21 protein-coding genes and 1 pseudogene are annotated in these 21,658 nt (G+C 66.1%); 13 read left to right on the plus strand and 9 right to left on the minus strand.

All coding sequences use genetic code 11. The features are described 5' to 3' along the window. The first annotated feature begins 25 nt into the window (after positions 1 to 25). The gene (locus AB0M74_RS21295) at positions 26 to 430 is read left to right on the plus strand and encodes a DUF1801 domain-containing protein (protein ID WP_366528003.1); all 405 of its coding nucleotides are present in this window, start codon (positions 26 to 28) and stop codon (positions 428 to 430) included. Here the strand turns inward: AB0M74_RS21295 and AB0M74_RS21300 are convergent. After that, complete coding sequence (locus tag AB0M74_RS21300; protein WP_366528004.1) at positions 424 to 1,125, minus strand: NAD(P)H-binding protein; 702 nt, start codon at positions 1,123 to 1,125, stop codon at positions 424 to 426. The genes AB0M74_RS21295 and AB0M74_RS21300 overlap by 7 nt on opposite strands. A gap of 98 nt (positions 1,126 to 1,223) precedes the next feature. Between AB0M74_RS21300 and AB0M74_RS21305 the strand changes: the two genes are divergently transcribed. Next, positions 1,224 to 1,946 (plus strand): TetR/AcrR family transcriptional regulator, encoded by a 723-nt coding sequence (locus AB0M74_RS21305; protein ID WP_366528005.1) that lies wholly within the window; start codon positions 1,224 to 1,226, stop codon positions 1,944 to 1,946. Positions 1,947 to 2,032: 86 nt separating this feature from the next. On the opposite strand, the gene AB0M74_RS21310 is transcribed toward AB0M74_RS21305, so the two are convergent. Beyond that, positions 2,033 to 3,262: a serine hydrolase domain-containing protein gene (locus tag AB0M74_RS21310; protein WP_366528006.1), complete on the minus strand. Its 1,230-nt coding sequence runs from the start codon at positions 3,260 to 3,262 to the stop codon at positions 2,033 to 2,035. Between the two features lie 467 nt (positions 3,263 to 3,729). Here AB0M74_RS21310 and AB0M74_RS21315 point away from each other — a divergent pair, with 467 nt between their 5' ends. Further along, positions 3,730 to 4,512 carry a cupin-like domain-containing protein gene (locus tag AB0M74_RS21315; RefSeq protein WP_366528007.1) on the plus strand — a complete coding sequence of 261 codons (783 nt, stop codon included), beginning with the start codon at positions 3,730 to 3,732 and terminating at the stop codon, positions 4,510 to 4,512. An 80-nt stretch (positions 4,513 to 4,592) separates the two neighbouring features. Here AB0M74_RS21315 and AB0M74_RS21320 read toward each other — a convergent pair whose 3' ends face one another. The 3 genes from AB0M74_RS21320 to AB0M74_RS21330 all read right to left on the minus strand — a co-directional run bounded on the left by AB0M74_RS21320 (position 4,593) and on the right by AB0M74_RS21330 (position 11,202). Then, entirely contained in the window at positions 4,593 to 7,163 is a 2,571-nt protein-coding gene (locus AB0M74_RS21320) for a polynucleotide kinase-phosphatase (protein ID WP_366528008.1), read from the minus strand. Further along, the gene (locus AB0M74_RS21325) at positions 7,160 to 8,665 is read right to left on the minus strand and encodes a 3' terminal RNA ribose 2'-O-methyltransferase Hen1 (RefSeq protein ID WP_366528009.1); all 1,506 of its coding nucleotides are present in this window, start codon (positions 8,663 to 8,665) and stop codon (positions 7,160 to 7,162) included. The genes AB0M74_RS21320 and AB0M74_RS21325 overlap by 4 nt, the downstream gene beginning before the upstream one ends. Before the next feature lie 68 nt (positions 8,666 to 8,733). Further along, a complete protein-coding gene (locus AB0M74_RS21330) occupies positions 8,734 to 11,202 on the minus strand; it encodes a phosphoketolase family protein (protein ID WP_366528010.1) in 2,469 nt (822 codons plus the stop codon). 213 nt (positions 11,203 to 11,415) lie between these two features. Here AB0M74_RS21330 and AB0M74_RS21335 point away from each other — a divergent pair. From AB0M74_RS21335 to AB0M74_RS21370, 8 genes and pseudogenes are all read left to right on the plus strand, one after another. Further along, positions 11,416 to 11,586: pseudogene (locus tag AB0M74_RS21335) on the plus strand (LuxR C-terminal-related transcriptional regulator); the annotation flags it as partial. A 75-nt stretch (positions 11,587 to 11,661) separates the two neighbouring features. Beyond that, positions 11,662 to 12,237: an FKBP-type peptidyl-prolyl cis-trans isomerase gene (locus tag AB0M74_RS21340; protein ID WP_366528011.1), complete on the plus strand. Its 576-nt coding sequence runs from the start codon at positions 11,662 to 11,664 to the stop codon at positions 12,235 to 12,237. A 193-nt stretch (positions 12,238 to 12,430) separates the two neighbouring features. Beyond that, positions 12,431 to 13,807 carry a trigger factor gene (tig, locus tag AB0M74_RS21345; protein WP_366528012.1) on the plus strand — a complete coding sequence of 459 codons (1,377 nt, stop codon included), beginning with the start codon at positions 12,431 to 12,433 and terminating at the stop codon, positions 13,805 to 13,807. A gap of 216 nt (positions 13,808 to 14,023) precedes the next feature. Continuing rightward, positions 14,024 to 14,611 (plus strand): ATP-dependent Clp protease proteolytic subunit, encoded by a 588-nt coding sequence (locus tag AB0M74_RS21350; RefSeq protein WP_366528059.1) that lies wholly within the window; start codon positions 14,024 to 14,026, stop codon positions 14,609 to 14,611. A 75-nt stretch (positions 14,612 to 14,686) separates the two neighbouring features. Next, on the plus strand, positions 14,687 to 15,355 hold the full coding sequence (locus tag AB0M74_RS21355; RefSeq protein ID WP_328410420.1) for an ATP-dependent Clp protease proteolytic subunit: 669 nt from the start codon (positions 14,687 to 14,689) through the stop codon (positions 15,353 to 15,355). A 463-nt stretch (positions 15,356 to 15,818) separates the two neighbouring features. Continuing rightward, complete coding sequence (gene clpX, locus AB0M74_RS21360; protein ID WP_366528013.1) at positions 15,819 to 17,099, plus strand: ATP-dependent Clp protease ATP-binding subunit ClpX; 1,281 nt, start codon at positions 15,819 to 15,821, stop codon at positions 17,097 to 17,099. 26 nt (positions 17,100 to 17,125) lie between these two features. Continuing rightward, positions 17,126 to 17,434, plus strand: coding sequence for a hypothetical protein (locus AB0M74_RS21365; RefSeq protein ID WP_366528014.1), 309 nt, complete (start codon positions 17,126 to 17,128; stop codon positions 17,432 to 17,434). A gap of 278 nt (positions 17,435 to 17,712) precedes the next feature. Further along, the gene (locus AB0M74_RS21370; protein WP_366528015.1) at positions 17,713 to 18,036 is read left to right on the plus strand and encodes an STAS domain-containing protein; all 324 of its coding nucleotides are present in this window, start codon (positions 17,713 to 17,715) and stop codon (positions 18,034 to 18,036) included. A 58-nt stretch (positions 18,037 to 18,094) separates the two neighbouring features. Here AB0M74_RS21370 and AB0M74_RS21375 read toward each other — a convergent pair whose 3' ends face one another. From AB0M74_RS21375 to AB0M74_RS21385, 3 genes are all read right to left on the minus strand, one after another. Next, entirely contained in the window at positions 18,095 to 18,670 is a 576-nt protein-coding gene (locus tag AB0M74_RS21375) for a carboxymuconolactone decarboxylase family protein (protein WP_366528016.1), read from the minus strand. Positions 18,671 to 18,779: 109 nt separating this feature from the next. After that, on the minus strand, positions 18,780 to 19,157 hold the full coding sequence (locus AB0M74_RS21380; protein WP_366528017.1) for a nuclear transport factor 2 family protein: 378 nt from the start codon (positions 19,155 to 19,157) through the stop codon (positions 18,780 to 18,782). 300 nt (positions 19,158 to 19,457) lie between these two features. Beyond that, entirely contained in the window at positions 19,458 to 20,099 is a 642-nt protein-coding gene (locus AB0M74_RS21385; RefSeq protein ID WP_366528018.1) for a dihydrofolate reductase family protein, read from the minus strand. 159 nt (positions 20,100 to 20,258) lie between these two features. Here AB0M74_RS21385 and mihF point away from each other — a divergent pair, with 159 nt between their 5' ends. Together mihF and AB0M74_RS21395 are read left to right on the plus strand one after the other, a co-directional pair. Beyond that, positions 20,259 to 20,573 (plus strand): integration host factor, actinobacterial type, encoded by a 315-nt coding sequence (gene mihF, locus AB0M74_RS21390; RefSeq protein ID WP_366528019.1) that lies wholly within the window; start codon positions 20,259 to 20,261, stop codon positions 20,571 to 20,573. Positions 20,574 to 20,598: 25 nt separating this feature from the next. After that, on the plus strand, positions 20,599 to 21,009 hold the full coding sequence (locus tag AB0M74_RS21395) for an NUDIX domain-containing protein (RefSeq protein WP_366528020.1): 411 nt from the start codon (positions 20,599 to 20,601) through the stop codon (positions 21,007 to 21,009). A gap of 44 nt (positions 21,010 to 21,053) precedes the next feature. Here AB0M74_RS21395 and AB0M74_RS21400 read toward each other — a convergent pair whose 3' ends face one another. Next, the gene (locus AB0M74_RS21400) at positions 21,054 to 21,587 is read right to left on the minus strand and encodes a hypothetical protein (RefSeq protein ID WP_366528021.1); all 534 of its coding nucleotides are present in this window, start codon (positions 21,585 to 21,587) and stop codon (positions 21,054 to 21,056) included. Positions 21,588 to 21,658: the final 71 nt, after the last annotated feature.

Consider the following 21,658-nt stretch of genomic DNA (forward strand, 5'->3'; position numbering starts at 1 on the left):
GGGTGTCTGTGTTTGGATCATGTGCATGTCCTATAAGGCCGACCCACGCGTCGACGCTTATATCGACGCGCTACCCGAGTGGCAGCAGCGGATCTGTCACGAGGTTCGTGAACTGGTGCACGAGGCGGACCCGGAGGTCGTCGAGACCGTCAAGCGGACCGTCCAGCCGTACTTCGTGCTCGATGGCAATATCTGTGCGTTGCTCGCGGCGAGGCTGCACGTCAATGTGTTCCTCTACGACGGTGCCATCGTGCCGGACCCCGAGGGCATCATCACCGCAGGCCACGACAACAAGACCGCGCGCACGGTGGCGATCCGGGAGGAGGAAACCCTCAATGCTCCGGCGCTGTTGACCATGTTCCGCCAGATCATCGCCAACAACCGCGCCGGTGGGTGGCGAAAGTTGACGGCGCAGGAGTCCGGTCAGTAGCCGATCGTGAAGCGTCGCTGCACGAATCGTGGCAGCTCGGCCTCGTCGAGCAGCGCGACGGCGGCGTCCTCGATCGAAATGCGGCTGTGGCCGTCGGCATCGAGCACCGGCTGATCGCTGCCGACGCGGTAGCGCCCGGTGCGTTCGCCCGGTGCGATCAGTTCGGCGGGGCTGAAGTAGGTCCACAACCGGTTCGAACTACGCAGCACCGTCAGCGCGTCGCGGTGGCCGCGCACCGCCGCCGCGTACGCGCGCGGTAGGCCGACGCTGTCGAGGGTGTCGGTGAGGCGCTGGTCGTCGTCGGCGGTGACCCGGCCCGGCGCGAATTCCAGACTGCCCGCGCCGCCCACGACGATCAGGCGGGTGCGTGGATGGCTACCGAGTGCCTGTACCAGTGAGCGCGCCGCGGTCGCATAGACGGTCGGGTCGGCGATCGACGTCGCCACCGTGCTCGCGAAATCCGTTGCGGCATTGCCCGGCTGATAGCAGCTGATCAGCACGTCCATCCCGGGCAGGGCGGCCGCCACGGCGGCGCCGTCGAACACGTCGAGGCTGCGCCAAGCGACGTTCGGCTGATCGTCGGCCTGTCCACTCGCATCTCTGCTGAATGCGGTGACGTGATGGCCGCGGGCTACGGCTTCGGCGTGCACCCGCCTGCCGATATTGCCGGTCGCGCCGATGATTCCGATGAACATGGTTCTCCTAGAGCTATTTCGATACGGCGTGTAAAAACTATATGCCGTGAAGTTCATGCGCAATGTCTAATTTCTGCACGCCGTTGTAAAGTGGCTCCGTGGCCACTGCGGCGCCGAGCAGGCGGGAACTACGACGTTCCGAGACGACAACCGAGATCAAGCAGGTTGCCCTACGCCTGATGGCCGACGGTGGGCCAGGCGCGATCACCCTGCGGGCGATCGCCCGCGAGATGGGCATGACCGCCAACGCGGTCTACAGCTACTTCGCCACTCGCGACGATCTGGTCACAGCGCTCATCAACGATGTGTACAGCGAACTCGCCGACACGGTGGAAGCCGCGAGGGATACTTGCCCGCCCGCCGACCCCGCAGGCAGAATCTTGGCCTGGGCCTGCGCCTTCCGCGAATGGGCTGTGGCCAATTCCGAGGGTTTCCGCCTCATCTACGGTGATCCGGTGCCGGGCTATCAGCCACCGGCGGGCGGTGCGGCCCCCGAGGCCGAGCATCGGGTGTGCGCGGGCCTCACCGGCCTGGCGGCAGGCGCTTGGCCCCATGCCGAAAAGCTGTACGCCGACAGCGGCTTCGAGTGGTCGGACTTCGATGACAAACTCGTCGGCGAGGTCGCGCAGGACTTCCCTGGATTGCCCCCGGCCGCTATCGCGATCGCGCTACGCATCTGGGGCCACCTGCACGGCCTCGTTTCCTTGGAGATTCTCGGCCACCTGCGCTCACAGACGAGCGCCCCGGACAAGCTCTACCGCAACGAAATCGGCCACCTAGTGCGCTCCCTCGGCCTCACACTGCCGAAACAGCCGAGCTGACCGGCCGTCGACGTCAGGGGAAGCCTCCGTAGCCGATCGTGCGGCCACGTCGAGGAGCAGCCTGGTGATGCCGGCAGTCGGACCGGTCAGCTCGCCGCCGCGGTGGTGTCGATGAGACCGGAGGTGCTGTCGATGTCGGCCGATCGGGCGGCGCGCTCGGACATGGCGGCGAGCAGGGGAAGGCGGGCGTCGCCCAGGGACATGGCGTGGTTGCCGAGATGGTTGGTGACGAAGCCGATCGATAGGCCGAGCCGGGGTATGGCGATGCCGCCGGAGCCGCCGATGCCGAAGTGGCCCAATGCATGCCTGGTGAGTTTGGCGCCGACGATGGCGCGGTGGTACCCCAGGGCGAAGTGGGGTGCGGCGCCGAGGACGTAGTCGTAGCGGCCGTTCGGCGGCATCTCGGCGATGTGGCGGGTGGTCTCGGGCCGCAGCAGACGGCGGTGGCCGACCATGCCGTCGTTGGCTATCGCGCCGTACATCTTGGCCAGCGAGCGCGCGGTGAAAACGCCGTTCCAGCCGGGCATCATGGCGTCGTAGGGCCGCTGGCCGAGGGTCATGTCCGCCCAGCCGTCGTAGATGGCGCTGCGTGCCGAGCGGACGATCCGCACCGCGGCGAACGGGGCGATCAGCGTGTCGAACGGCACCCCGGCGACGCCGAGGCGGGGTGCCAGTTGGGTCAAGCGGTGGCGCTGATGCCCGGGTACGCCGAACCAGAAGTCGTTGTCGCCGAGTGGTTCGACGAGTTCGCTGCGTACCACCTCGTGGAAGCTGCGGCCGGTGGCCCGCTGGGCGATCTCCGCGACGAGTGTGCCGAAGGTCAGGCCGTGATAGCCGGATGCGCGCAATCGCATCGGGTCGGGCGCGGCGGCGGCCATGGCGGCCGCGACGGCGTCGTGGTCGAGCAGATCGTCCGGGTGCTCGACCAGATCGCGGGTGCGTTGCAGCCCGGCACGATGGTTGAGCACCTCGCGAATCGTGATGTCCCCCTTACCGTTCGCTGCGAATTCCGGCCAGTAGGTCGCTACCGGCTCATCCAGGTCCAGCACGGCGCGTTCGACGAGGCGATGCATGATGGTCGCCGCGACGCCCTTGCCGGTCGAGTACGACAGCGCCATGGAGTCCGCTCGCCAGCGTCGGTCGGTGTCGGCCCAGCCCGCCCAGATGTCGAGGACGGGCTCGCCGTGCAAATACACCGCAAGCCCGCCCCCGCCCTGACTTTTGCGGCGAAACATCGAGAAGAACTTGGCGGCGACCGCGGTGAACCGGTCGTCGATCAGCATGTGGCCTGGCGCGTCGATGCTCGCAGCGGGCATGGTCAGACTCCCTTGTCTGTCAAAAAACGCCTGCAAGCTGGCATGTAACAGTTGCAAGCGGCGTGCTGACGCAAACTGTAACGGGTGTCACTTACGGGTGTCACTTACGGCCGGCAATGGTCGCTTGTGTGATCGCAGTCGAGATCACTGTTGCCCAGCGGCACGATGCCGCAGGCCCGGCCCGGAGTAATCACGCATTTGCCCTCCTCACCAGTGGGGCTTCTCGCAGTCCTCGTCTCCCACACCAGATGTAGCATCGGCCGAGGCCTCGCCGATAGTCTCGTCGAGCAGCCGGCCGACAGGCGGTGGGCACTTGATTCCGTTGGAAGATTTGGGAAATGAGCAAGGGTTACGACGAGAGGCCGGCGACGCTGGCCCCGATTTTCTTCGCCAGTTTTGCGCTCTGGCTCGGTCGCAGCGTTCGAGACGCTGTACAGCCATCCACGGGAGGCCAACAGGATCTCGAGGTGCCTGCTACGGACTTCGAACTCGAGCCGGTCTTCGACAAGCAGACCCCGGTCGTCTTCCGTGGTGTCGCCAAGACCTGGTCGGTCTTCGAGGACTACCAGCCCCAGGAGCTGCGCACCAAGTACGGCAGTGAGAAGGTGGCCGCGCTGACCAGCACGACCAACGTGTTCACTCAGGAAACCTCGCCGGTCGAGGTACTCGAGTACCGCGACGTCATGGATGCCGTCTTCGACCAGCCGAAGCCGGGCAAGAATTACTACTCGCGTTCCGCGGCGGATCCGCGTCCGCTGGCCGATCAGCTGCCCGCGCGCGTCGGCACCCGGCTGCAGAGCATGGCGGCAAGCAGCGTGTGGATCGGGCAGCAGGGCAACCTGACTCCGCTGCACAATGATCCGTGGCACGGCCTGCTGATCCAGCTGCACGGCCGCAAGCGGGTCCGGCTGTTCCCACCGAACGAATACCGCAATGTGTACGGCAAGATACCGTTCAAGGCGTCGGATCCCTACACCGGGCTGCCCGACGAGTTCGAGCCGGATCGCAGCACCTTCGAGAAGCTGCAGGACGCGTCGTACTACGACGTGGTTCTGGAGACCGGTGACATCCTCTACATCCCGATGTTCTGGTGGCACCAGGTCGAATCCGTCGACCCGGCGATCTCGTATGTCGCCCGCTACAACCCGAACTACTTCGAATTCATGAAGGCGGCCTTCTTCCCGATGGCCATGCGTGGGCTCCTGCGCATCGTCGACAGCGTCAAGGGCGCGTTCCGCAAGAAGAAGTGAGGTACCCCGCTGCGGTGACCAGCGACTGAAGCCGGTCGCTACCCGGCTCTACCGGGTATCGACCGGCTTGTTCTCGGTGGTCAGAGCCGAGGATCGACCGGCTCGGCTTCGAGGGCGAGGACCGCGAAGACGGCCTCGTGGACACGCCACAGCGGTTCGCCCGCGACGAAACGATCCAGCGCCTCCAGGCCGAGTGCGTACTCACGCAGCGCCATCGACCGCTTGCGGCCGAGACCGCGAGTGCGTAGGCGGCGAAGGTTGTTCTCGCGTAAGTATTCCGGGCCGTAGATGATCCGAAGGTACTCGGGCCCACGGCATTTCACGCCGGGCTGGACCAGTCGGTCCGCCGTAGTGCGTACCAGCGCCTCGACCGGCTTGACGACCATGCCCTCACCGCCGGCGGCGGTCAGCTCCGACCACCACGCGGTGGCCGCTGCTTCGCTGTCGGGCTGTGCGAGGTCGACGATCATCCGCGCGGTCGCGGCGAATAGATCGCCATCCGCTGCGGCCAGTCGATCGATGCGCTCCAGGTGCCAATCGTGGTTACGCACCGCATAGTTGACGCCCTCGGCGGCCAGGATCTGGAACGGGGCGAGCCGGAGTCCGGCCAGCCCGTCGACCGGCCAGCAGTAGCGGCCGTAGGCGGTAGTGAAGGCGTCCGCGTCCGATTTGCGGGTGGCGGTGCGCTCCGCGAGATCGGCGATGTCGAGGCCGCGGCTTGCCGCTGCGGCCAGCAATTCGGTAGCCGCGCCGAGCGAGGCCCGTGCCGCCGCGCCGACCGCCGCGTATTGGTTGCGCAGCAGGCCGACTGCCTTGGCCGACCACGGCATCAACTCGGTGTCCAGCAGGAGCCACTGGCTGTTGAGCTCCTCGAACAGCCCGGCAGTTTCGGCGGCCGCACGTGCTCGGGCCAATAAGGCCTCGGTCTGCGCGGTGTCGTCGAAGAACGGACGACCGGTGCGCGTGTAGATCACGCCGGTGCCGCCGTCCTCGACGCCGAACCGGTCCCGCGCCGCCGCTGCCGAGCGTGCCACCAGAACGAGGGCGCGCGAGCCCATGTGCTTTTCCTCGCACACGACCCGCTCGACACCCTCGGACCGGTAATAGGCGAAGGCTTCCGCGGGGTGCTCGAGCAGGCCCGTCCGCTCCGAGGTCGCACAGGGCGCCATCGTCGGTGGCAGATAGACCAGCCAGCGCGGGTCGATGGCGAAACGGCTCATCACTTCCAGTGCGGCGCAGGCGTTTTCCTCCTGCACGCCGACGCGGCCGTGCTGGCGGGTTTCGACCACCCGGCGGCCGATCACATCGTCGAGGTCGAGCACGCCGGGATCGCGGCGTACCACGCCCTCGGCTGTCGCGATCGTGGTGGCCTGCAGCGGTCGCACCGGCTCGTACCACACCTGTTCGGCGGGCACCGAAACCGATTCCCGCTCCGGGTAGCGCAGTGCCGAGAGGCGGCCGCCGAACACCACACCGGTGTCCAGGCACAGCGTGTTGTTCACCCATTGCAGGTCGGTGACCGGTGTGTGTCCGTACAGCACCGTGGCGCGACCGCGATAGTCCTCGGCCCACGGATAACGCACCGGCAGGCCGTATTCGTCGGTCTCCCCGGTGGATTCGCCGTACATGGCGAAGGACCGCACCCGGCCGGACATGCGGCCGTGGTACTCCTCCTTCAACCCGGCGTGCGCAACCACCAGATTGCCGCCGTCGAGCACGTAGTGACTGACCAGACCGCGGCAGAATTCGGTGGCCGCCTTGCGGAACTCCTCGTCTTGCGTCGCGAGCTGGGCCAGCGACTCGGCGAGGCCGTGTGCTACGCGCACGTTCCGACCGTCCAGCGCGCGCACCAGCTTGTTCTCGTGATTGCCGGTGACGCACAACGCGGTACCCGCGGTCACCATGCCCATCACCAACCGTAGTACGCCGGGGGTGTCCGGGCCACGGTCGACCAGGTCACCGACGAACACCGCGGTGCGCCCGGCTGGATGGTTCGCGCCGACCGCGCGGCCCAGGCCGTCGCGGTACAGCTCATAGCCGAGCCGGGCGAGCAGCGTCTCCAGTTCGGCGCGGCAGCCGTGTACATCGCCGATCACGTCGAACGGGCCGGTGAGCTCGCGCTTGTCGTTCCACGACCGCTCGTCGACGATCGTCGCGGATTCGACCTCCTCGACTCCGTGTAGTACATACACCTTGCGGAAGCCCTCGCGCTCCAGACCGCGCAGTCCGCGGCGCAGTTCGCGCTGCTGCCTGGTGACGACATGCCGCCCGAGGTGCGCTCGGTCGGCGCGCAGCGCGTTGCGGTCCAGGCAGACCGCATCCGGCACGTCGAGCACGATCGCCACCGGGAACACATCGTGGGCGCGGGCCACCGCGATCAGTTCCTGACGCGCCTTCGGCTGCACATTGGTGGCGTCGACGACGGTGCGCAGTCCGCGCCGCAGTCGTAGGCCCGCGATGTGGTGCAGCAGGGCGAAAGCCTCGGGCGTCGCCGACTGATCGTTCTCGTCATCGCTGACGATCCCGCGACAGGAATCCGAGGACACGACGCCTGTCGAGCGGAAATGCTTGTGCGCGAAGGTCGATTTCCCGGAGCCGGTGGCACCGATCAGCACGACGAGCGAGAGCTCGGGGACAGACAGTTCGGTCATTGCGCGACTCCTTTCGTTCCGTCGGTGGTTTCGGCGGTTGCCTTGGTGAACACCGCCAGCTGGGAGGACGAGCCGGCGTCGGGATGCTCGGGTCCGACCGGGACGAATCGGATGCGGTATCCGTGTCGTGCCGCGACTCGATCGGCCCACGCCGCGAATTCGGCACGGGTCCATTCGAATCGATGGTCGGAGTGCCGGAAGGTTCCTGCCGCCAGTCCCTCGTACAGCGCGTTGTACTCGGCATTGGGAGTCGTGACGATCACCGAAGTCGGTGCGGCGGAACTGAATACAGCGTGTTCGAGCGCCCCGAGGCGGGGTGGGTCCACGTGCTCGACGACCTCCATCAGCACCGCGGCGTCGTAGCCGCGCAGGCGCGCGTCGGTGTATGTCAGCGCGCCCTGCCGCAAGGTCAGCCGCTGTGCCACCCGCTCCGGCAACCGGTCCAGCCGCAGCCGCCGTTTCGCGATATTCAACGATCGCATCGAAACGTCGACTCCGACGACCTCGCTGAACATGCTGTCGGCCAACAGCTCTCGAAGCAAGACGCCGTCACCGCAGCCGAGATCGAGCACTCGACGTGCGCCTACCTCGCGCAGTGCGGCAAGTACCGCTTCGCGTCGCAGTGTTGCCAGCGACGGGGTGTGTTCACCGGCCTCGACGGTCCGCTCGGCTGCCGGACTGATGGTGCCGGTGTCCTTGCCGAACTCGTCTCCGGTGTCTTCGACCGCGTCAAGCTGCTCCGGGTCGGTGTCATCGATCTCGGCGAGACGCGCGAGCGCGGTGCGGACCAGTGAGTGCCGCCGGGCCAGGTAGCGCCGGGTGATCCAAGCCCGATCCGGGTGCTCGGCGAGCCAGCCCGAGCTGGCGCGGATCAACTTGTCGACCTCGTCGGCGGCCACCCAATAATGCTTGGCGCCGTCGAGGACGGGCAGCAGGACGTACAGGTGCGAGAGGGCGTCGGCGAGCCGCAGGGTGCCGGTGAGTTCGATCCGCACGTAATGGGAATCGCCCCATTCGGGAAAGGCCGGGTCCAGCGGCAGGGGAGTGACCGCGACAGTCCAGCCGAGTGGGCCGAAGACGCGTTCGGCCGCCTCCGGCCCGCCCTTGCACGGCACGGCGGGCAGCTCGATGCGCAACGGCAGTGCGGTGCGCACCAGTTCGGGGCGCTGGTCGCAGCGGCCGTGCAGTGCGGTGCGAAACACCGCACCGAGCGCGACCGACAGCAGCGACGACGCCGCGTACGGCCGATCGTTGACGTACTGTCCGAGGCTGAAATCCGGTGTGCTGCGCGAGCGTCCGCGCACCAGCCGGATCGGGTCGACCTCGAGCACCAGTGCCGCCGTGCACCGTGCCGCGTCGGCCTGCGGGTACAGCACGTGTGCGACGCCATAGGACTGCTCGAACGCCTGCACCCGGTCGGGGTTCTTGTGCAGCAAGAAGCCCAGGTCGGTCGCCGGCCACTCGGCGTCCTCCGGCGCTGCGCAGGTGATCGTCAAGAGCATCCTGCGATCGTGGCCCAGCCGGGACATCACCGCAAGGAATTTCGCGGTCCCGGCGGCCACATTCCGCGTCAGAGGCTGAGGTTCGGCCAGCTCCAGTCGGCGACGGCGGGGATGTCCTCGCCGTGCTCGCGGGTCCATGCTCGGGCGTTCCAGCGGGCGTCGACCATCTCCTGACGCAGGCCCGCCGCCTTGTCTCGCAGTGTCGGCACCCGATCGATGACATCCATCACCAGGTGGAACCGATCGAGGTCGTTGAGCATGACCATATCGAAAGGAGTTGTCGTGGTGCCCTTTTCCCTATATCCACGCACGTGCATGCCGTTATGGTTCGCGCGACGGTAGGTCAGGCGGTGGATCAGCCAGGGATAGCCGTGGAAGGCGAAGATCACCGGACTGTCACAAGTGAACAGGGTGTCGAATTCGCTGTCGGACAGGCCGTGTGGATGTTCGTCGGGCTGCTGCAGCCGCATCAGGTCGACCACGTTCACCACCCGGACGCGCAGCTCGGGCAGCCGCTCGCGCAGGATGGCCGCGGCAGCAAGGGTTTCCAAGGTCGGTACGTCGCCTGCGCAGGCGAGCACGACATCCGGTGTGGTGCCGGGATCGTCGTTGTGCCCGGCCCAGTTCCAGATGCCTGCGCCGCGGGCGCAGTGCACGGCGGCATCGGGCACCGAAAGCCAGTCCGCCTGTGGCTGTTTGCCCGCCACCACCACATTGACGTAGTGCCGCGAGCGTAGACAGTGGTCGAAGGTGGACAGCAGCGTGTTCGCGTCCGGTGGCAGATACACGCGCACGATCGACGGTTTCTTGTTCAGCACCACGTCGAGGAATCCGGGGTCCTGGTGGGTGAATCCATTGTGGTCCTGGCGCCAAACATGTGACGACAAAAGATAATTGAGGCTGGCGATGGGACGCCGCCACGGAACTCCCGCACTGGCGTCGAGCCATTTGGCGTGCTGGTTGAACATCGCGTCGACGATATGGATGAATGCCTCGTAGCAGGTGAAAACTCCGTGCCTGCCAGTGAGAAGATAGCCCTCGAGCAGGCCCTGACACATGTGCTCGGACAGCACCTCGATCACCCGGCCCGACCGGTCGAGGCCGACGTCGAATTCGCCCACCTCCGCCTGCCAATCGCGCCCGGTGACCTCCAGGATGTCCTGTAGCCGATTGCTGGCCAGCTCGTCGGGCGCGAAAGTAAGGAAGTTGTCGGTATTGCGCGCGGTGACCTCGCGCAGCCAGCCGCCGAGCACGCGGGTCGCCTCGTGCCTGCTCGCGCCGGGTGCCTCGACCTCGACACCGTAGTCGCGCCAGTCCGGGAGCCGAAGATCCCGAACGAGCGTGCCGCCGTTGGTAATGGGATTGGCGCTCATCCGCCGATCGCCACGCGGCACCAGCTCGCCGAGCGCGGCCACCGGTCGGCCCGCCTCATCGAACAACTCCTCCGGGCGATAGGAGCGTAGCCACTGTTCGAGTACCACTCGGTGCCTGTCATCGGTGCGCGCGGCGGGCAACGGCACCTGATGTGCACGAAACGTGCCCTCGACCTGATTGCCGTCGACGACCGGTGGGCAGGTCCAGCCCTTCGGTGTGCGCAGCACGATCATCGGCCAGGTCGGGCGCACTCCATCGGCGCCGACGCGTGCGGCACGGTGGATCTGCCGGATGCGATCCAGACAGTCGTCCATGGCGGCGGCCATCGCCTGATGCACGGCCGCCGGATCGTTCCCCGCGACAACGATCGGTTCGTAGCCGTACCCGCGCAGCAGCATCAGCAACTCGGATTCCGGAATGCGCGCCAGGACCGTCGGATTGGCGATCTTGTACTCGTTCAGCGCGAGGATCGGCAGCACCGCGCCGTCGCGCACCGGGTTGAGGAACTTATCGGCGTGCCAGCTGGCGGCCAGCGGCCCTGTCTCCGCCTCGCCGTCCCCCACCACGCAGAAGACGGTGAGATCCGGATTGTCCAGCGCCGCGCCGAAGGCGTGCAGCAGGGAGTAGCCGAGTTCGCCGCCCTCATGGAAGGAACCCGGCGTTTCCGGCGCGCAATGGCTCGGCACGCCGCCGGGAAAGGAGAACTGCGCGAACAGCGCACCCATCCCGGCGCCGTCCCGTGGCACATGGCTGTAGAGCTCGGAATATGTGCCCTCCAGCCAGGCACAGGCATTCGGGCCCGGCCCGCCGTGCCCTGGCCCCGCGACGAACACCGCGTTCAGATCGCGCTGCTGGATGGCCCGATTGGCGTGCGCCCAGACCAGATTCAGGCCGGGCACGGTCCCGAAATGTCCGAGCAGCCGCGGTTTGATGTGCTCGGCGCGCAGCGGTTCCCGCAGCAGCGGATTGCTCATCAGATAAATCTGGCCGACCGCGAGATAGTTCGACGCTCGCCACCACGCGTCGATCGATTCCAGCTCACCGTGATCGAGCGGACCGGGCACCTGCGCCAGTCGATAGGGTCGCGGCGCGATCGTCGCACCGCCGCCGCTGTCGACATTGTCGGCCGAGGTATCGCCCCCGGCATCGGCCATCTGCGTCATACGTCGACTCTCCTCACGCTCGGGGCATCGAGTGCGGTACCGGAGCAACCGCTGTCGCCGGGCCCCGCACGGTTGTCGACAAGTGATCGACAACACCGGATGGAGAATTCCTCGTCAGGCTACCGGCAGCAGGCCCGCGAGTCAGGCGTCTGCGCACGACATCACCACCCGTGCCTGCCGTTACCGCCCATACTGCTGCCAAGATTGCCCACGGTGTTGCGTTCGATGGCTCGCGGCCTGTCGAATGCGGAGATCGCAGGCGAGCTGTTCATCGGCGCGGAGACGGTGAAGACCCATGTCAGCGCCGTGTTGTCGAAACTGGGCGCGCGTGATCGAACACAGGCCGTGATCATGGCGTACGAATCGGGCTTTGTCCTTCCGTGAGTCCCGAGCGTTCGACCCGCCGTGTGGTCAGGGCGGCACGATGCCGGTGGCCGTGCGTGGATTAGGGTGCGCCGCATGCAAATACTCGGCAGGATCATCGGTCTCGGCGCCATCGCCGCGGCCGCGTTCACGCTGACCGCGTGTGGGTCGGGGGACGACAACAACTCGGTGTCCGCGACGACCACCGCGGCGGCGAAGACGGCCTCGTCCGCGGCGGCCGCGCCGCAGAGCAAGGGTCGCGAATGCACCGCCGACGACATCAAGGTCGACGGTGGGTTCGGCGCCAATCCGAAGATCACCATCCCGGACGACTGTGACCCGCCCAAGCAGCTGATCGTCAAGGACCTGGTCGAGGGCGGCGGGCCGGGCGCGGCCGCAGGCCAGCAGCTCACCATGAACTATTCGCTGGTCACCTGGTCGGACAAGAAGAAGCTCGACAGCTCCTTCGACCGGGGCAAGCCGTTCCAGCTGACCCTCGGTGCCGGGCAGGTCATTCCCGGCTGGGACCAGGGCTTGGTCGGTGTCCAGCAGGGCGCGCGGCGGCTGCTGATCATCCCGCCGGACCTCGGATACGGCGCGGGTGGCAACGGCATCAAGCCGAACGAGACTCTCGTTTTCGTCACCGACGCGGTCACCGTTCCCAAGAGCTGATCTCTCGCCGGCGACTGGCAAGCAGCCGCTGGGACGTCTAGGGCGGTGCTGCCCGCAACCCGCCGCGACCGGTCAACTAACCTTGTCGGGATGCGTGCGCGTGGGCGCGCTGCGTCCATGTCCATGAGAGCAAGGCGCCCATGTCGATGAGAAGCAAGTCGACCAGAACCACCAACGAACAAGGAGCATGTCCGTGAAGAGCACCGTCGAGCAGCTGAGCCCGACCCGGGTCCGGATCAACGTCGAGGTGCCCTTCGAGGAACTGAAGCCCGACTTCGACAAGGCGTACAAGGCACTGGCCAACCAGGTCCGTATCCCCGGCTTCCGCCCGGGTAAGGCTCCGGCCAAGCTGATCGAGGCCCGTGTCGGTCGTGGCGCGATCCTGGAGCAGGTCGTCAATGATGTGCTGCCCGGGCGCTACAGCGAGGCCGTCACCACCTCCGAGGTGAAGGTCATCGGTCAGCCCGAGATCGAGATCACCAAGATCGAGGACGGCCAGCAGCTGGCGTTCACCGCCGAGGTCGATGTGCGTCCCGAAATCGCCCTGCCCGCCTACGACGGCATCGAGGTGTCGGTCGAGGCGTTCAGCATCGGTGACGAGGACATCGAGGAGCAGCTGCAGTCGCTGCGCCAGCGCTTCGGCACCCTGACCGGTGTCGAGCGTCCGGTCCAGGACGGCGACTTCGTGTCCATCGACCTGTCGGCCACCGTCGACGGCGAGGATGTGCCGGAGGCCGCCACCACCGGCTTGTCCCATGAGGTCGGTTCCGGCCAGCTGATCGAGGGCCTCGACGAGGCGCTGGCCGGCCTGTCGGCCGGTGAGTCCGCCGAGTTCACCTCCACGCTGGTCGCAGGCGAGCACGCGGGCAAGGAAGCGGTCATCACCGTTACCGTCGGTTCGGTCAAGGAGCGCGAGCTGCCCGAGGCCGACGACGACTTCGCCCAGCTGGCGAGTGAATTCGACACCCTCGAAGAGCTGAAGGCCGACCTGCGCACCCGCGTCGAGCGGGTCAAGAAGGTCGAGCAGGCGGGCGAGATCCGCGACAAGGTGCTCGAGGCGCTGCTGGAGCAGGTCGAGGTGCCGCTGCCGGAGGCCGTGGTCAAGGCCGAGATCGACGCCGTGCTGCACGACGCTGTGCACGGCTTCGACCACGACGAGGACGCCTTCGCCGCCGCGCTCGAGGCGCAGGGCAGCACCCGCGAAGAGTTCGACAAGGACACCAAGGAGTCCGCCGAGAAGTCGGTGAAGACCCAGCTGTTGCTCGACGCCATCGCCGAGGCGGACAACACCCAGGTCGGGCAGGAGGAGCTCACCGAGCGGATCCTGTTCCAGGCGCAGCGCTACGGTCTGTCGCCGGAACAGTTCATCCAGCAGGTGCAACAGGCGGGCCAGCTCGGTGCGGTGTTCGCCGATGTGCGCCGCGGCAAGGCGCTTGCCGGTGTCGTCGGCCAGGTGAAGGTCACCGACTCCGAGGGCAACTCGGTGGACACCGCCGAAATGTTCGGCGCCCCTGAGGGTTCCGCGGCCGAGGCCGCCGCCGAAGAAACCGCCGCCGCGAGCGCCGAATAATTCCATGGAATGCCAGCGTGATCGACGGCCGTGTGGTTGTGTGATTGCGCTGTGAGCGAAGTAGGGCGGTGCCGGGAGTTCGGTGCCGCCCTGTTTCGTTAATGTTTGTGACAGCGAACGGTGATGGCTCTGTAGCAATCAGCGCTGTGTAGGTTTCAGTGACAAGCCGGTGAGAAGAGAAGGCAGGTATCCGTGACAATCAACCAGGCAGGGGTCATGACAGCCGCTACTGCTGGTCTCAACCTCAGTGATTCGGTGTACGAGCGCCTGCTGCGTGAGCGCATCATCTTCCTCGGCACTCAGGTCGACGACGACATCGCGAACAAGCTGTGCGCCCAGATCCTGCTGCTCTCGGCGGAGGATCCGGTCAAGGACATCTCGCTCTACATCAACTCGCCCGGCGGTTCGGTGACCGCGGGTATGGCCATCTACGACACGATGCAGTTCGCCGAGTGCGATATCGCCACCTACGGCATGGGTCTGGCCGCCTCGATGGGGCAGTTCCTGCTCACCGCGGGCACCAAGGGCAAGCGCTACGCGCTGCCGCACGCGCGCATCATGATGCACCAGCCTTCGGCGGGCATCGGTGGTTCCGCGGCCGACATCGCGATCATGGCCGAGCAGTTCGCGCACACCAAGCGTGAGCTGAACGAGCTGCAGGCGCAGCACACCGGCAAGTCGGTCGAGCAGGTCACCATCGACGCCGACCGCGACCGGTGGTTCACCGCGACCCAGGCGCTCGAGTACGGCTTCATCGACCACGTGATCAGCCACGCGAATCAGGCGGGGAACGGCGCGAAGTAGCCGACCATTTCGAGCGACCTGCAACCAGTCGCAACGGCTGAGAACCGCTCACCCACTCAGACTTTGGAGACGAAGATGGCCAACCTGATCGACCCACGCGCCGGCCTCGGCGGTATCGCGCCGCAGAGCCCGCAGGCGCGCTACATCCTGCCGTCGTTCATCGAGCACTCGAGCTTCGGTGTCAAGGAGTCCAACCCGTACAACAAGCTGTTCGAGGAGCGCATCATCTTCCTCGGCGTGCAGGTGGACGACGCCTCGGCCAACGACATCATGGCGCAGCTGCTGGTGCTGGAATCGCTCGATCCCGACCGCGACATCACCATGTACATCAACTCGCCCGGTGGCTCGTTCACGTCGCTGATGGCCATCTACGACACCATGCAGTACGTGCGCGCCGACGTCGCGACGGTCTGCCTCGGCCAGGCGGCCTCCGCCGCCGCCGTGCTGCTCGCCGCGGGCACCCCCGGCAAGCGCGCTTGCCTGCCCAACGCCCGTGTGCTGATCCACCAGCCGTCGCTGGAGGGTGGCATCCAGGGGCAGGTTTCGGACCTGGAGATCCAGGCCGCAGAGATCGAGCGCATGCGTCGCCTGATGGAGACCACGCTGGCCTACCACACCGGCAAGGACGCGGACACCATCCGCAAGGACACCGACCGCGACAAGATCCTGACGGCCGCGGAGGCCAAGGACTACGGGATCATCGACACGGTGTTCGACTACCGCAAGCTCAGCGCACAGAAGTAGTCTCCGCGCGCGATCAGGTGTCAGGCAGAGATTCTGGGGTACGCCCGGAATACGGGTTGCGCCGGTCGCTCGTATGTTGCTGTTAGTCAGGTAAATCCGGCCGGGACAGGTGCCGCTCGGCATCCGTTCCGGCCGGATTGTTTCGATGGAACCGACCTACCGGAAGGGTGTCCGGCGGGAGAGGCCACGAGGCGGGCGGCCGAACCGGGTTTCGGCCGCAGCTCGGGGAGAACGTGTTCTAGTGCCGTGAGAACTCGCGCAACCCCGGCGAGAAACATGCTCGAGTTGTCGACCTCCGTCGCGCACACCGGGTACGGTCAACCTAGGGGCCTTTGCTCCCGGTTGACGGCAGTGCTCGACCCGCCGGAACGCTCGAGGTGTTCGTGATTACACCCGAGGGTGGCGGATTGCCGGCAACCTGGACAGACGGTTGCACGCGGACAAGGAAGTAGGGACCCACGAGATGGCGCGCATCGGAGACGGCGGCGATCTGCTCAAGTGCTCGTTCTGCGGAAAGAGCCAGAAGCAGGTCAAGAAGCTCATTGCGGGACCAGGGGTGTACATCTGCGACGAGTGCATCGATCTATGCAACGAGATCATCGAGGAAGAGCTGGCCGAGTCCAGCGAGGTCAAACTCGATGAGCTGCCCAAACCTGCCGAGATCCGGGACTTCCTGGAGAACTACGTGATCGGGCAGGACACGGCCAAGCGCACGCTCGCGGTGGCCGTCTACAACCACTACAAGCGCATCCAGGCCGGCGACAAGGGGCGCGACAGCCGTGGTGAGACGGTCGAGCTCGCCAAGTCGAACATCCTGATGCTCGGCCCGACCGGTTGCGGCAAGACCTACCTCGCGCAGACCCTGGCCAAGATGCTCAATGTGCCCTTCGCCATTGCCGATGCCACCGCGCTGACCGAAGCCGGGTATGTCGGCGAGGACGTCGAAAACATTCTGCTGAAGCTGATCCAGGCCGCCGACTACGACGTGAAGCGGGCCGAGACCGGCATCATCTACATCGACGAGGTGGACAAGATCGCTCGCAAGAGCGAGAACCCTTCGATCACCCGCGATGTCTCCGGCGAGGGTGTGCAGCAGGCGCTGCTGAAGATCCTGGAGGGTACCCAGGCGAGCGTGCCGCCGCAGGGTGGACGCAAGCACCCACACCAGGAATTCATCCAGATCGACACCACCAACGTGCTGTTCATCGTGGCGGGCGCGTTCGCCGGGCTGGAGAAGATCGTCTCCGACCGCACCGGACATCGCGGCATCGGCTTCGGTGCCGAGGTGCGCTCCAAGGCGGAGGTCGACACCTCGGATCACTTCGCCGAGGTGATGCCGGAGGACTTGATCAAGTTCGGTCTGATCCCCGAGTTCATCGGCCGCCTTCCTGTCGTCGCCTCGGTGACCAATCTCGACAAGGATTCCCTGGTCAAGATCCTCTCCGAGCCGAAGAACGCGCTGGTCAAGCAGTACATCCGACTGTTCGAGATGGACGGCGTCGACCTCGAGTTCACCACGGACGCGCTGGAGGCGATCGCTGATCAGGCCATCCTGCGTGGCACCGGTGCTCGCGGTCTGCGCGCCATCATGGAAGAGGTCTTGCTGCCGGTGATGTACGACATCCCCAGCCGCGATGACGTCGCCAAGGTGGTCGTCGACGCCGACACGGTCAACGACAACGTGCTGCCCACCATCGTGCCGCGCAAGGCGCAGCGCACCGAGCGGCGCGAGAAGTCGGCGTAGTCGCTTGATGGCAGGGGGATTTCAGGGTGCAACCGCAGCCACTGCTGCATCCGGCGGGGCCGGGTCAGCTGCTGGATGTGCGCGGCGTGCTCAGCGGCGCCGTCGACATGCGGACCTATCGGCACAAACATCTCGTAGTCTTCTCACGCACTGAGGGCGGCCTGATCCGGGACCCGGGCCCGGATCAGGAAGGTCTGCTGGCGAGGCTGACAACGTGTGTCGAATGGCTCGACGAACACTTCGGATTCGAGTTGGTGAGCGTTTTCACCAACCCGCTCGAGATGCAGTACATCTACTACGCCATGCTGCGCCGTCGTAGTGGAGGTCAGCCGTAGTAGGTGACGTTGTGTCGTCGCCCATCGTGGACATCGGGTCGAAGCAGAGGTGTACAGACCTGTCTGTTGGGGTAGTCCATGGGAAGGGTTGAGCAACCAGCCCAGTCCTGGAGCGGACGCATCCGGGCGAAATTGAACGCCGGCAATGTTTCGAGTGTGCCGTGCGTGACCGGACCGAGGTCCTTATGTCGACTGTTGTTGCTACTTCCAGCCAATCCGCCATCGTGGCACCGTGGCCGTCCAGTCGCGGTCCGTCCGACCGCCTGCGTGTCACCCTCATGACACCCACGGATTCGATCACGCTCTGTGCTCTCGTCGGCGAGGTGGACTACTACAGCGCCGATGTCTTCCGTAGTGGTCTGCTCGGATCTCTCGGTAGCGCAGGGCCCGTGGTGGTGGTCGATCTGTCCAGGGTGACGTTCTTCGGCAGCGCGGGTCTGCGGGTATTGATCGAGGCCGAGTCGTTGATGGGAGCGGCGGGAGGCAAGCTCGTGCTGATCACCGGCCGACGCTGTGTCGACCGACTGCTCGACGCTGCTGAGGATGTCGTGGTTTTCCAGACCGTGACAAGTCTGGCCGAGGTGATAGCCGACGCCGCATAGCGGCTTCCCCGTACCGCCCGTCGACTTTGTCCGACGGGCGGTACGGTCGTTTGGTGGGTCAGTCCTGGGCCCACGGGACTCGGCAGGAATCGGTGCTGAAGCCCTGTGCCGTGATTCCGAGCGCGGAGTAGAAGCGCGAGCGCATGTTCTCCAGGCCGATCTGGTAGGTCAGTTCGATGACACCCGCACGGCCGAAACGCTTTTCGAGGTCGGCGACTTGATCGTCGGTGACGGTGGTCGGTGTCGCGGTGATGGCGTCGGCGTAGGCGATGGCGGCGCGTTCGTCGGCGCTGTAGAGCGGCGAGGTCTCGTATTCGGCGATGTGCTCGAGTCGGTCGATGTCCAGGTCGCCGTGCCGCATGAGCATTTCGCCGAAGTCGATGCACCAGGAGCACCCGACGATCCAGGCCGCGCGGTAGACGGCGATCTCTCGGATGGCGGCAGGCAGATCGGTGCAGGCGCGTTCGACGAGCAGTTCGTGAATGCTGCTGGCGGCGAGTAGTTTTCCGTGGTTGGCCGTCACCGCGAACGGTTCGGGTACCGCACCGAAGCGTCGCGCGGCGACGCGGTACAGCAGCTTGGTCAGCGGCCCCGCCTGCTCCGGGGCGACGGCGGGGATACGGGTCGTGCTCATCACGGTTCTCCTTCGATCCGACGATGTTGTCCTGCTACTCGGACGAGGAGGGATCGTGGAATGTGATGGGCAGGCGGGTGTGATCTACGGCACGCGTGGATGGCCAGGGCTACACCACTTCGGTATGCATATCGTCGGGGCTCCAGTACGCGCGCATGCTGATGATCTTGCCGTCGTCGTCGAACTCCATCACGTCGATGGGGGTCAGCGTGAAGCGCTTGTCGCCGAACCTGGTGATGATGCTGAACATGAAGGCGGCGTGATTGCCCCCGATGCGGATGGTCTCCGGCTTCAGTTCGGTTTCCCGATCGAGGTTGGCGATCACGTCGTAGAACTCACGGATGGCAGCGTGGCCCTGTTTGACCTCGGAGCCGATGGGATCCTCGACGGTCGCGTCGGCGGCATAGAGGTTGACGATCTCCTCGGTCGGACCCGAGCCGACCAGCTTGACGTACTGCTCGACCACATCGCGGATCTGCTGTGCCATGAAACTCCTGCCGAATTGAAACGCGTTCTAATTCGGAGCCTAGCAGCGTCCATGGAGCCCGGTCCGTTGTTTGCGCTCTCGTACCGGTCAGTGGGACGTCGAGCGGACGCGTATCCGCGGACGGCCCGGAACTCCAGGTGTAGCGCCTTCGGGGACACGGTGACGATCGGCCGGCTGCTGCCGTTCGATCACGCCCGGGTCGGGATCGCCGTTGATCCCCCTGGTTCGCCATTGAACCTTCGTACCCTTCGGGTGCTTTCGTTGATGCTTTCGTTGGCGGGGCCTCCAGTGTTACGTCCGTCACTTATCGAGCGATCCGTACTTCGGGGCGCCGGCGTTGCGGTAGGTCGCGATGACGACGCCCGAAGCGGTGGTGCGCACACTGGTGCTCGAATCCGGCGGGCCGTACATCGTCGGTGAACAGCCGCTTGCCGGTGCCGAGCAGTACCGGAAGGTGAGCAGGTGCATGGTGTCGATCAGGTCCGCGGCCAGCAGGCTCTGCGCCGGATTGCCGCTCCCGTGCACCTGCAGTTCGCGACCGGGGCGTTCCTCGAGGCTGGTCACCTCCTTGACCAGATCACCGCGCAGCACCTCGACCGGGCCCCATCCCGCGCTGTCCAGGTGGGTGCTCACCACGTATTTGGGAGCGAATTCAGCGCGGTGGCAATGGGATCCGTCGGGTCGGTCACTTTCTGGCCGGTAGCTCGCGAAAGTCTCGTGGGTGCGCCGACCGAGCAGGAAAGCGTCGACCTCGTCGAACACCTCGGTCATGAAAGCGCCGAAGTCCTCGTCGCCGTAGGGCGCCGACCAGCGACCGTGGGTGAACCCGCCGCTCGGGTCCTCCTGCGGTCGCCGGGCGCCTGATAGGCGCCGTCGAGGGTGACGAACTGTGTGAGCGACAGCTCCATGGCGGGGGTTCCTTCCGTCCTTGTCGTCCGCCACGCGCGGGCCTCTCCCCGGATTCGACGGCGCGGGCCCGGAAAACTCATCGCTATTTCCGCCGGTCGCGCCCCGGTGTGTCGGACTTGCGCTGTCGGCGACGTGCTGTTGAATCGGTCCGGTCAACCAGATGTTCGAGTGACGAGTGAAAGCGGAGGAGACATGGCACTGCCTACCATGACCGCGGAGCAGCGCACTGAGGCGCTGGCCAAGGCGGCTGCGGTCCGCAAGGCGCGCTCCGAACTGATCGGCAAAGTGAAGGCCGGCAAGGTTTCGGTGGCCGATCTGCTGAAGAAGGCCGATAGCGACGAGCTGGTCAAGAAGACCAAGGTCGCGGCCGTGATCAAGGCCCTGCCCGGCGTCGGCCCGGTGAAGGCCGCCAAGCTGCTGGACCAGGCCGAGATTCCCGAGGACCGCCGCATCGGTGGACTCGGCGCTCGCCAGCGGGCCGCACTGCTCGAAGCACTGGAAGCCTGATCGCGTCTCAGCTGTCGAGGTAACCATGATCGAGGAACGAACGCTCACGTCGGTGGCGTGGTTGTGCGTCGAGAACGGCCGCTTGCTTGCGGTCCGCACCAGAGGACGCGACGCCTTCTACCTACCGGGCGGCAAGCCCGAGCCGGGTGAAACCCTGGCGGGAGCGCTCGTTCGTGAAGTTCGAGAAGAAGTCGGCGTCGAGTTGGAGGCGCACCGGATCGCGCCCGTGGTAACCATCACCGCTCCTGCCCACGGGCGTCCCGGCACTCTCGTCGAAATGCACTGCTTCACCGCGCCGGGCCACGGCAACCCAGCACCAGCCGCGGAAATCGCGGAAATGACGTGGCTCGGTCCTGCGGACCATCATCTGTGCGCTCCGGCCGTCAGCAAGGCCCTCGACCACCTCACCTCCACCGATGCCTGGGGCCAGCAGTAGGTCGCTCGGCAGCCGGCAGCCGGCGAATGAGTGGTGCCGATAGATCAGCGCGGGCGACGGCGCGGAAATCGGATGTCCATCGGCGCCGGGTCGGACATGGGGATGTCGCCACGCGGCGGGATGACTACACAGCCGAGGCCGAGGATGACCAGCGCGGCCGCGGCGAGCACGCTGAGCGTGAAGGTGCCCGCGCCCATTTCGGCCGGTTTGTGGAAGGCGTGGTAGACGACGTGCGGTAGACCGAAAGTCAGCCAGCCGATGCCCGCCACTCGGGCGACGGCGGTGCCGTTGATGACGAGCGCGGCGATGGTGACCGCGGTCAGGGCGAGGAAGAAGGCGCCGACGTCACCTGCGAGGTGATGATTGTATGGCCCGTCCGCCGAGATCCAGTGCATGCCGAAACCGGGGAAGCTGGTGTACCAGGAGTGTGGCGCGAAGACCGCCCACAGGCCGACGATGGCGCCCTGAACCGCGAGGATCGCCAGCAGGGTCCGAACGATCAGCAGCCGCCGTCGAAACTGTTCGAACCGCATGCGCACGCGCACGCCGCCGGACTTGCCTTCCACCGAAATCCGCATCGGGCGCTCCGTTCAAGCCGAATTTCTGGATCGGGTGAAGCAACCGTAATTCGGACATCGAGACCGGGCAA

Source organism: Nocardia sp. NPDC051463 (assembly GCF_040681975.1).
Classification (GTDB): Bacteria; Actinomycetota; Actinomycetes; order Mycobacteriales; family Mycobacteriaceae; genus Nocardia.